Consider the following 11,223-nt stretch of genomic DNA (forward strand, 5'->3'; position numbering starts at 1 on the left):
CCCGGATATCGAAAGATTCCGGGATTTTTATTTCATGAGCTTTCTTTTATACCGCCTGAGCAATACCTTCTTTAATCGTAAGTTTTACCTCAGGAGACAGTATCTCAAGTAACCCTTGAGCTAATATCTCGGTACGTTGGGTATCACACTTACCTGCGACACTGATGTAGTTTTGTTCTTTTAGGGTATTAAATAGGGCCGTAAATACGCCTTTATCAAAAAACTCTGGAGCATTAATCCCGTGCAAGCGACCTAGACGCTGTGCAATGTCTTGGCTGCGAGCTTCTAAATCTGCAGGTGCAAGCTCTGGTTGAGCCGCCAATAGATTCAATGCAATCGTGTAGCGTTGCAGTGTCTCTGAGATAGTGCGAGATAGTAGCTGTAGAGTATGAATATTAGATTGATTTAGGCTAATGGTTTCGTCTTCTACTTGAATCAGATTGAGCGCAAAAAATTCTTTAATAATCAGCTCGATCTTTTCTTCTAGTTGTTCATCTGTATCAGAAAGGAATAGCTCTTTCTTTAAGAATGGGTACAGCTCCGAAATATTATCTTTTAACCTAGTTAGAGTGCAGTCAGGTAATTGGATAATTAATCGAGCAACTAATGAAGGTAGCGCCAGCATATGTATGATGTTGTTACGATAGTAAGTCATCAATACTGATTGATGACGATCTAATGAGATGATTTCTCCCATAGTATCGGAATCTACTACGAACTTATCTAAAGAGATGGCATGATTAACAAGCTCTTCAGCTGTCTCTGTTGGTACTGTTGCAAAGCTTGTATAGGGCACATTGCGCAGTATATGGAGATAACAATTTAGTTGGTTAATTAACGTTTCTTTGGTTAATGCTCTTTGTCTTGAAGCCAATAGCGCCGTAGCGGTTAAGGTTAGGGCATTAGCCGCTGCCGCATCATTGATATGCGTCATCATTTTTTCTGCGATGGCATTTACTGTCGGGCTCATCCAAGCTGGCTTACTACCGTCGGGAGCACCGATGCTTTCACGCCATTCAGGAACCTTTTCATTTAAATATTGGTTCAGTGGGATAGGTTCACCAAAGTTCACATAGCCTTGACCAAAGTTACGTAGCTTTCTAAGAGTGCGTAATACTTGCCCAGCATTTTCTTTTTCTTTACGTTTCCCGCGCAACTCTTTGGCGTAAGTAGACACTTCCATTACATGTTCGTAGCCTATATAAACAGGAACCAATGTAACTGGGCGGTTGAGGCCTCTAAGCATAGCTTGTACGGTCATGGCTAACATACCCGTTTTAGCTTGCAGTAGGCGACCTGTACGAGAACGCCCACCTTCACTAAAGTATTCAACTGAATAACCTTTAACAAAGAGCTCGGCAAGATATTCGCGGAAAATAGTAGAGTAGAGCTTATTACCTTTAAAGCTTCGGCGAATAAAGAAAGCGCCGCCTCTTCTAAATAGTGGCCCTGCGGGGAAGAAGTTTAGATTTACCCCTGCTGCGATATGCGGAGGTACCATTCCTTCTTGGTAGAGGATATAGGACAGTAATAGGTAGTCCATGTGGCTACGGTGACAAGGAACATAGACAATTTCATGTCCATCTTGAGCTAGTTTACGAACCGTAGAGGCATTATTAACATTAATACCTTGATAGAGACGATTCCATAACCAACTTAAAATTAAGTTGCCTTGTTTAATCAGTGAATAAGAGAACTTAGCGGCTATCTCATCCATAATTTTGAATGCTTGTTGTTCCGCTTTCTCGATACTAATATCTTTTTCTGCCGCTTCATTGGCAATTGCTTTATTGATTGCTTCTGACTTAATTAAGCGTTTAAAAAGAACGTCTCTACTTGGTAGGCTTGGCCCTGAGGCTGCAAGTTTTTGACGAGAAAAGTGAATACGTGCAACACGCGCAAGCTTTTGGGCTATGGTTTCATCAGAACCGCGAGAGTCAGCCATATGGCGCATGGAAACCAGCGGGCTAAAACGAACCATACAATCACGACCAGAAAATAGAACGGCTAGTCCTTTTTTCCATGACGGAAGGTTTTCTAAGTAGGGTTTATCATGCCCTTCTTTACCTGGCTTACGTCCCCACATGACGGTAGTCGGGATTAGTTGTACATCAAGTTCTGGTTCTTCTCTGTGTAATTTTAATAGTTGTAGAAACAGACTTTGAGATCCAAGTGAGTCGAGAGTATCTTTATCGGTGTCAATGACACTGGTTGACGTAAAGACATAACGTCGAAAGCTCTTTCCGTTTAATTCTAGTGGTTGCAGCGGATCTGGGAGACCAAGCTGAATAGCACGTCGACGAACAGAAAGAAGATCGACATTTGATTTAAATGGCAATACATAGACGATAGGTTTTTCTATATCAATGCTGAGATCGTTAATAGGAGAAGGGGGTACGACATTACCCTTAACTAGTACTTTTAACGGAAGACGTAAAGCTGATTGTGTCAGCGTATGACCAGAAGACATATTATTGATTGTCCCAATTTAAATTTGGTATCCAAGACTCTTTAAAGCTAGATTGTAAAATAAGCGTCGCAAGAATAGCAGAACTGGTCAAACCTTTTAACCAAAATTGCTCTAATGTTGAGTTAATCACTCAAAAAGCATAGTAAGAAAAAAGAATAGGTGAACAATGAAAGGTAATACAGGAATTAAACGCGTTATTAAGGCTGCTGGTTATTCTATTCAGGGCTTGATGGCCGCTTACAAGCATGAGGCTGCATTTCGACAAGAGTTATTATTAGCCGTCATCCTTATACCTATCGCATTTATTGTTGATGTTGGCCAAGCAGAACGAATGTTGATGATCCTGTCTTTATTTATTGTACTTATTGCCGAGTTAATTAATTCCGCTATTGAGGCTGTTGTTGACCGTATTGGTTCAGAGATTCATGAGTTAGCGGGCAGGGCAAAAGACATTGGCTCAGCATCGGTATTTCTCGCTTTAGGTTTAGTCTTATACATTTGGCTGGATGCTTTGTTCTTTTAACTTAAATTTCAACTTATTAGAATGGATCGGTTGATTATTTAACCATGCTGTATATACTCACAGTGAACTGTATAAAAGAACAGGTACCCTATGAGACCTTTAACCCAAAGACAGCAACAGGTATTCGATCTAATAAAAGCTAAGATTGAAGATACTGGAATGCCGCCGACAAGAGCTGAAATTGCTCGCGCACTTGGTTTTCGTTCTGCTAATGCTGCCGAAGAGCATCTTAAGGCGCTAGCTAAAAAACAAGCGATTGAAATTATTCCTGGTGCATCTCGAGGCATTCGGATTTTACTTCAAGACGACAGTGCTAACGATGCGGGTTTACCTCTGATTGGTAATGTTGCAGCGGGTGAGCCAATTTTAGCTCAAGAGCACATAGAGTCTCACTATCAAGTCGATCCTCAGATGTTCAAACCAAAAGCTGACTTCCTGCTCCGTGTACACGGGGAAAGCATGAAGGATATTGGTATTATGGATGGCGATTTACTTGCTGTGCATAAAACTCAAGATGTTCGAGATGGCCAAGTTGTTGTTGCAAGAGTCGATGAAGACGTAACAGTGAAAAGGCTAGAGCGAAAAGGCTCAACAGTTCTATTGCATCCTGAAAACCAAGAGTTATCTCCAATTAAAGTCGATTTAACACAGCAACATTTATCTATTGAAGGTATTGCTGTTGGTATTATCCGTAATAGCACTTGGATGTAATTTCATTCTTTGAAAAACTATGATTCACTATATGCAGCGCTCCTTTTATAGGAGCGCTGTTTTTTTTGTCTCAATTTTTAGGGTATCGGTATGCAATCCCAAGTTTTCCGCTCTTTAATGGATTTAAGCCTGCATAAGAAAATATTGGTACTGGCGATACCTATGGTTTTATCCAATATCACAGTGCCACTGCTAGGATTGGTGGATGCTGCTGTTGTTGGGCATTTAGAGCATTCTTGGTATTTGGGTGGTGTCGCACTGGGAAGTACCATGATCAGCATGGTGTTCTGGTTGTTTGGGTTCTTGAGGATGTCGACTACCGGACTTTCAGCTCAGGCCAAGGGTGCCACTGATCCTAGAAAATTAGCTCTGGTTCTTATTCAGGGAATCGTTATGGCGCTCTCTTTTGCCATTATTTTTCTGATTTTACATAGAGGCATTATTTCTGTAGCGCTTAGCGTTAGTGATGCCAGTGACAAAGTGCAGTTTTATGCCTTTGAATATTTCGCCATAAGAGCCTGGAGCGCACCCGCAGCAATGGTGAATTTTGTATTACTCGGTTGGTTGCTGGGAAATCAAAATGCCAAAGCTCCAATGTGGATGGTAATTGCGACTAACGTTACAAACATTGTGTTAGATGTATTATTTGTTGTGGTATTGCACTTTGGCGTAGCTGGCGCAGCTTATGCATCCGTTATTGCCGATTATACTGGCGCTGCCGTGGGGATCTATTTTTGTCACAAAGCTTGGTCTAGCGCTGTCGGATTGAACTTTCAGCAAGTGATGTCGTTGGGAGTGTCTAAGTTATTTACCGGTGTTTCGCGCTTTGTTCGACTTAATCGAGATATCTTCTTACGCTCGTTATGCCTTCAGGCTGTATTGGCCTTCATGACTTTTCAAGGTGCTAACTTTGGCGATGATGTTGTCGCGGCAAATGCAGTCTTAATGAGTCTAGTCCTGATGGTCTCTTATGCGATGGATGGATTTGCTTATGCGATTGAGGCGATGGTGGGGAAAGCTATTGGCGCAAAAGATAAAGCTGAGCTGTCTCTTTCTATACTCGGTTCATTTTTCTGGGGCTTAATTGTTTGCTGTGGCTTTGCATTGTTGTTTGGTGCTGGTGGCTCTTGGATTGTCAGTCTGATTAGTGACATAGAAAGCGTCAGGCTGACCGCGGGTGAATACCTTCCTTGGCTTGCAATAATGCCTCTGATCTCAATGTGGTGTTATCTATTTGACGGCATCTTTATTGGTGCAACGCGTGGTAAAGAGATGCGAAATAGTATGTTTTTGGCCTCTTTAGTCTTTTTCGCGCTCTACTTTGGTTTTGCCAGTTTGCAAAATCATAGCTTATGGATTGCCATGCTAGGGTTTATGGGAATGAGGGGAGCAACATTAGGTTGGGTGTTTATTAAATTATGGAAGAGTGGGCGATTTTTACATACCGCCCACGCTTAGGTACTAAAATAAACGATTGAGTCCGTTTAGAGCTGCAACTCGGTACGCTTCGGCCATAGTAGGGTAGTTAAAAGTGGTATTCACAAAGTAGTCAATGTTATTTGCCGGAGCAGGCTGCTCCATAATGGCTTGTCCAATGTGAATGATTTCTGCTGCCCTTTCACCAAAACAGTGAATGCCCAATATTTCTTTGGTCTCTCTATGAAAGAGGATTTTTAAGCTGCCAATATCTTTGCCTGAGATCTGCGCTCGGGCAAGGTGCTTAAAGGAAGCTCTACCGACCTCATAAGGTACTTTGGCTGCCGTAAGCTCTTGTTCTGTTTTGCCGACAGAGCTAATTTCTGGAATGGTGTAAATACCAGTTGGTATGTCTTCAATCAGTCGCTGCGTTGCCTCTCCTTCAGCAATGGCTTTAGCTACAAATCGACCTTGATCGTAAGCGGCGCTAGCAAGGCTAGGATAGCCAATCACATCGCCAACAGCGTAAATATGCTCTACATCCGTTTGGTAATTACTGTTTATTTTAAGTTGCCCACGAGAATCTGCGGCTAAGCCAGTGACTGATAGGTTTAGGGTGTCGGTATTACCGGTTCGGCCATTGGCATACAGTAAGCAATCTGCTCGCATTTTTTTGCCTGACTCTAGATGAACAATAACACCATCATGTGTCCCTTCTACTTTTTCAAATGACTCCCCATTGCGAATGACGATGCCACTATTACCAAAGTGATAAGACAAAGCATCAGAAACTTCTTTATCAAGGAAAGACAGTAGTTGGTCTCGAGTATTAATAAGGTCTGTTTTTACACCTAAACCGCGAAAGATTGATGCATATTCACATCCAATCACGCCAGCGCCATAAATAATGATATGTCTTGGCTGGTGGTGTAGGGACAGTATTGAGTCACTGTCATAGATACGCTGATGATTAAAGTCGACTGTATCTGGATGGTATGGTCGTGAACCTGTTGCTATGACAAATCGATCTGCGGAATACCGCTCAACACGCCCATCCTCTCCGGTGACATGTACGGTATTTTCATCCGCGAACTGGGCTTCACCAAAGATTAACGAACAATGGTTGCGATCGTAAAAACCCTGTCTAAGAGTCGTCTGCTTATCAATAACCGTTTTTGCGTGTTTTAAAATGTCATCAAAGCTAGCATCTAGACTGCGGTTATTTTTACAGAAAAGAGGATTGTTATTGAACTCAATAAAGCGACTTACGGCATGTCGGAGTGCTTTTGAGGGAATCGTCCCCCAGTGAGTACAGCCACCGCCTACACTTTTTTCTTTTTCAATGATGGCGACATTAAAGCCAGCTTTGGTTAATCCCATAGCTGCCCCTTCACCTCCAGGACCACTACCAATTACGATTACATCAAAATGCGATGAAGAATTCACAGAAACCTCCTTGTTTTGTTAACGGTATTTTAAACATTTGTTGTGATTGGTAAATCAGTTCATGGTGACTAAGTGGACGGTCTCACAATAAAGATCACTTTGTGAGCAGGGAGGGATTGCAAATTAAGAAGTAACTATGCTTTATTGTGGTCAGGTGAAAATATTCATGAAGCAAGTATGGGCGTAAGAGCAGAGCAAAAACTAAAAACTAGAAGAGCGATCATTGATGCTGCGCTAGGCCAGTTGTCTGCAGGTCGAAGCTTTTCAAGTATGAGTCTTAGAGAGGTCGCTAGAGAGGCGGGTATTGCACCCACTTCTTTTTATCGTCACTTTGATGATATGGAACAACTAGGCTTAGTGATGGTAGATGAAGCTGGCTTGCTACTACGCCAATTAATGCGTAGAGCTAGAGAGCGAATTCAGGTAAACCGCAGTGTTATTCAAACGTCGATTGAAACGTTTGTCGAATTCATTGAAACAAACCCAGATGTCTTTCGTCTCTTATTGCGAGAAGGTTCAGGAACATCGGAAGAGTTTCGCTCTGCGGTCGCGAGAGAAAAGCAGTTCTTTAGTGCGGAGTTAGCTGATTACCTTAGTACTCAGAAGTTACCAAGGGAAGTGGCGACATTACAAGCTGATGCGATTGTTACGCTTGTTTTTAGTTCCGGAGCGGAATTTATGGATGTTGAGCAAAGTCAGCGATTTGCACACAGGCAGAGATTAATTGAGCAGGTTCGAATGATTTCATTGGGAGGTCATGCGATGACTCAGTTTAAACAAAGTAAAACGTGAGAGGAGCTTATGAAAAATAATAAAGAAGGTAAAACTTCAGATAAAAAGTTACTTTTATTATCGTTAGTTTGTGGGATGAGTATTAGCTCATTCTTTTCATCATTATCCATTGTCGGTTATTCATTTTCGATTTTCCCTTTAATTTGCTTAATCTTAGCCGCGCAGGGGATGTATCAGAATTATTTAAACAGCCCGTTCGATGAGGATTTTCCTTTATTGGGTATTGGCAGTTTCTTGGTTGGTTTCTTTGGGCACTCTGCGTTTATTAAAGCTCAGTACCCAGACGCAGGAACTAATTTTTTCTCAATTATTTTCACGTTAGTGTTATTGGCTTTAATCGGTCGCAAATTGGGTTACTTAGGGAAATAAAAAAGAGCAGATAACCGCTCTTCTTATATATTGATTAAGATTTTCGTTCCAAGAGTATGCCCATCTCCATATGATGGGTATAAGGGAACTGGTCAAATAGTGCATAACGAGTAATGTCGTGTGTTTCACCGAGTATTGCTAAGTTGTCTTTTAGCGTTTCAGGATTGCATGAAATGTATAAGATACGCTCATAGCCTTGAACCATTCGGCATGTTCCTTCATCCATTCCAGATCTTGGTGGATCCACGAAGATGGTATTGCAGTCATAACTGCTTAAATCTACATTAGCTTGTTTTAAGCGGCGGAACTCTCGTTTGCCTTCCATTGCGTCAGTAAAGTCTTCAGCAGACATTCGAATAATTTGTACATTATCGATATTGTTGGCCTGAATATTAAACTGCGCTGAATCTACCGATGGTTTAGCCAGTTCTGTCGCAAGCACACGCTCAAAGTTTTGAGCTAATGCGAGTGAGAAATTACCATTGCCACAGTAGAGTTCCAGTAAGTCACCCTTAGAATTACGCGTACAATCAACAGCCCACTCCAACATTTTCTCTGCAACGCAGCCGTTAGGTTGGGTAAAGCTGTTTTCAACTTGCTGATAAGTATATGTATTGCCAAATACATTTAACTTTTCAATGACGTAATCTCTATCTAGGATAATTTTCATCTTACGGGCTCTGCCAATAAGATTGAGATTAAAACCTTTATCATTGAAGCGTTGCTTTAAAGCCTCAGCTTTCTGTTGCCAATCTTCGTCTAGTTGCTTGTGATAAAGCAAAGAAACCAAGATCTCTCCACTCAATGTAGAAAGGAAGTCAACTTGAAACAGTTTATGGCGCAGAACGGTATGTTCTTTAACGGCTTCAACCAATAATGGCATTACGTCATTAATTAATTGGCTAGCAACAGGGAATTGGTCAACACGATATTTCTCGCGTGTTTCCTGATTAAACATGACGTAATAAAGATCTTCACCTTCATGCCATACTCGGAACTCTGCACGCATTCGATAATGCTGTTCATTTGAAGTGAAGACTTCTAATGTTGGCATCGTATATTCGCTAAACATCTCTTGTAGACGTGCGTTTTTCTCGTCTAGCTGTAATTGATACGAATCAGAGTTTACATTTTGGTTGGTCATTCACTTTTCCTGAATTGAAGCAAGAGGCGCAGATTCTATACTTAACAGCATTGAGAGTATAGATTGCGAGTGCTAGATATTTTGCTGATAATCTGCGATTAATCATAAAGTATTGGTCTATTTTTATTTTGATGCACAGATTGTTGACATAACTATGCTGTGTATTTTGCTAAAGTAGCCCTAATCACACTGTTCAACCCACAAAGAGTGCCAATGTCAGAAACTAGAATCTTAATATTTGACTCCGGAGTTGGTGGTATCTCTGTATTTAAAGATATAAAAGCTAGATTACCTTGGGTGAGCTGTACTTATGCATTTGATAATGAAGCATACCCATATGGCGAGCTAGATCCCAACGAGTTAGTTGAGCGTGTTGAGCTTTATGTAAATCACTTTATAGAGACACAAAATATATCGTTAGTCGTAATTGCATGTAATACGGCAAGTACTATCGTGCTACCCAGATTGAGAGAGAAAATCAAAATTCCAATTGTTGGAGTAGTTCCTGCCATTAAACCTGCGTCACAATGCTCAAGCCTTGGGGTTGGGCTTATCGCAACACCCGCAACAGTCACCCGTGAATATACTCATGAACTTATAAGGCATTTTGCGAGTGATAAAGATGTCGTGATGGTTGGGACAACTAAACTTGTCGACATGGCAGAACAAAAATTACGTGGTGTACCGGTTGATCTAAAGGTTCTAGATAAAGTACTGAAGCCATTACAAACCACTGTTGATGTGGCTGTATTAGGTTGTACACACTTCCCATTACTAAGGGATGAGATACGAGAGGTATTGGGTAGCAAAGTATTGTTAGTCGATTCAGGGGATGCGATATCACGAAGAGTTGAATTTTTACTACAAAATGATTGTTGTGAAAAAGGTATCGATGAAGTGGCTTATGACGTGTATTGCAGCGCTGAGCCTTATGATAGGTCAGCACTGCAATTATCTTTTACCCAATTGGGCTTTTCAAATATTAAAATTCATCCGCTGCAGGATGCTTAGGTTCGTTTGCAATACGTACTTTTATTGTTCTTTGCATGTATTCGAATTCATTGAGCGCCGATATCATTGCATTAGCAGCTGAGTTCTCAACTTCAACAAATCCAAAACCACGGCGTTTTCCTGTGCGTTTATCTTTCATAAGACGAACGCTATATACCGCACCATATTCTTCAAAAAGCTCCTTAACATGAGATTCACTCGCTTTATAAGAGAGATTACCTACATATAGCGTTGTATTTTCATCGCTAGTAGTTGGTGGAGTAGGGTAAGAAGGCTTAGAGCTTGAAGATACTGCTTCAGCAGCAGGCTTTTGCCATAAGATAAATGCAGTGGTAGCTACGCCTAAACAGAAGACAGCGGCTGAAGGTAAAGTTATAAAACTTACTAATGCAGAACCAGCTACTGCAAGGATGAAGACAATCAATAAAGATTTGTTTGAGTTCATAATTCTTTAATCACTATATTGGTGAGTTGATGGGTGTGAGATTCTTTAACAAAACAGATACATAGATATTACGCATGCTACAATAAATTTTCCAATTTTATCCAGTGTTCCTGTTCAATTACGTCGGATAACGACATCTTGTGTATTTTATGACCATTTGAAATAAAACTTTAAAAAAGGTCTTGCTAACGTGATGCAGGTCTCTATAATGCGCCCCACTGACACGGCAACAGCGACAACGCTTCGCAGTGTTCCAGTAGGCCAATTAGCCGAATCAATTGAATTGAAATTCTCTTCGAAAATTAATTCAATAAAGTGTTTGACACTGAGATTCAAATCGCTAAAATAGCCGTCCACTTGAGAGGTAAGCCTCGAAAGTAAGCTCTTTAACAATTTAAACCTATCAATCTGTGTGGGCACTCGTTGATGATAATCGAAAAGATTTATCAATGAACTGAGTGACCAATACAATGATTTTTAATCATTGGCACAGTCAATTCATTACTATTCTGTTGGAATAGTAATAGCTTTAAAATTACTTCTTACTTTCGAGTAAGGAACAGTTTTGAAGTCAGTATTCATTGAGCCGGTCGCAAGACCAAAAAAACTTTAATTGAAGAGTTTGATCATGGCTCAGATTGAACGCTGGCGGCAGGCCTAACACATGCAAGTCGAGCGGAAACGACAACATTGACCCTTCGGGTGATTTGTTGGGCGTCGAGCGGCGGACGGGTGAGTAATGCCTGGGAAATTGCCCTGATGTGGGGGATAACTATTGGAAACGATAGCTAATACCGCATAACGTCTACGGACCAAAGAGGGGGACCTTCGGGCCTCTCGCTTCAGGATATGCCCAGGTGGGATTAGCTAGTTGGTGAGGTAATGGCTCACCAAGG

At 41.2% G+C, this 11,223-nt stretch carries 10 protein-coding genes and 1 rRNA gene; 7 read left to right on the top strand and 4 right to left on the bottom strand.

What is annotated here, in order from left to right; translation table 11 throughout:
* Positions 1-46: 46 nt before the first annotated feature.
* Entirely contained in the window at positions 47-2,470 is a 2,424-nt protein-coding gene (gene plsB, locus A9260_RS09880; protein ID WP_068698547.1) for a glycerol-3-phosphate 1-O-acyltransferase PlsB, read from the bottom strand.
* Positions 2,471-2,636: 166 nt separating this feature from the next.
* Between plsB and A9260_RS09885 the strand changes: the two genes are divergently transcribed.
* From A9260_RS09885 to dinF, 3 genes are all read left to right on the top strand, one after another.
* On the top strand, positions 2,637-2,993 hold the full coding sequence (locus tag A9260_RS09885; protein ID WP_068698551.1) for a diacylglycerol kinase: 357 nt from the start codon (positions 2,637-2,639) through the stop codon (positions 2,991-2,993).
* A gap of 90 nt (positions 2,994-3,083) precedes the next feature.
* The gene (gene lexA, locus A9260_RS09890; RefSeq protein WP_068698552.1) at positions 3,084-3,704 is read left to right on the top strand and encodes a transcriptional repressor LexA; all 621 of its coding nucleotides are present in this window, start codon (positions 3,084-3,086) and stop codon (positions 3,702-3,704) included.
* A 90-nt stretch (positions 3,705-3,794) separates the two neighbouring features.
* Positions 3,795-5,162: an MATE family efflux transporter DinF gene (dinF, locus tag A9260_RS09895; protein ID WP_068698554.1), complete on the top strand. Its 1,368-nt coding sequence runs from the start codon at positions 3,795-3,797 to the stop codon at positions 5,160-5,162.
* A 3-nt stretch (positions 5,163-5,165) separates the two neighbouring features.
* Here the strand turns inward: dinF and sthA are convergent, their stop codons facing one another.
* The gene (gene sthA / locus A9260_RS09900) at positions 5,166-6,566 is read right to left on the bottom strand and encodes a Si-specific NAD(P)(+) transhydrogenase (RefSeq protein ID WP_068698556.1); all 1,401 of its coding nucleotides are present in this window, start codon (positions 6,564-6,566) and stop codon (positions 5,166-5,168) included.
* Between the two features lie 177 nt (positions 6,567-6,743).
* Here sthA and fabR point away from each other — a divergent pair, with 177 nt between their 5' ends.
* Together fabR and A9260_RS09910 are read left to right on the top strand one after the other, a co-directional pair.
* Complete coding sequence (gene fabR / locus A9260_RS09905; RefSeq protein WP_068698566.1) at positions 6,744-7,358, top strand: HTH-type transcriptional repressor FabR; 615 nt, start codon at positions 6,744-6,746, stop codon at positions 7,356-7,358.
* Between the two features lie 9 nt (positions 7,359-7,367).
* Entirely contained in the window at positions 7,368-7,727 is a 360-nt protein-coding gene (locus A9260_RS09910; protein ID WP_068698558.1) for a YijD family membrane protein, read from the top strand.
* 34 nt (positions 7,728-7,761) lie between these two features.
* Here the strand turns inward: A9260_RS09910 and trmA are convergent, their stop codons facing one another.
* Complete coding sequence (gene trmA, locus A9260_RS09915) at positions 7,762-8,871, bottom strand: tRNA (uridine(54)-C5)-methyltransferase TrmA (protein ID WP_068698560.1); 1,110 nt, start codon at positions 8,869-8,871, stop codon at positions 7,762-7,764.
* Between the two features lie 213 nt (positions 8,872-9,084).
* On the opposite strand from trmA, the gene murI reads away from it, so the two are divergent.
* A complete protein-coding gene (murI, locus tag A9260_RS09920) occupies positions 9,085-9,882 on the top strand; it encodes a glutamate racemase (protein WP_068698562.1) in 798 nt (265 codons plus the stop codon).
* Here murI and A9260_RS09925 read toward each other — a convergent pair.
* Positions 9,854-10,327, bottom strand: coding sequence for an RNA recognition motif domain-containing protein (locus A9260_RS09925; protein ID WP_068698564.1), 474 nt, complete (start codon positions 10,325-10,327; stop codon positions 9,854-9,856). The two genes, murI and A9260_RS09925, sit on opposite strands and share 29 nt — an antisense overlap.
* Positions 10,328-10,937: 610 nt before the next feature.
* Here A9260_RS09925 and A9260_RS09930 point away from each other — a divergent pair.
* Positions 10,938-11,223: ribosomal RNA gene (locus tag A9260_RS09930) — 16S ribosomal RNA — on the top strand; the annotation flags it as partial.

The sequence above is a fragment of the Vibrio sp. UCD-FRSSP16_30 genome (assembly GCF_001676025.1).
Lineage (GTDB): Bacteria > Pseudomonadota > Gammaproteobacteria > Enterobacterales > Vibrionaceae > Vibrio.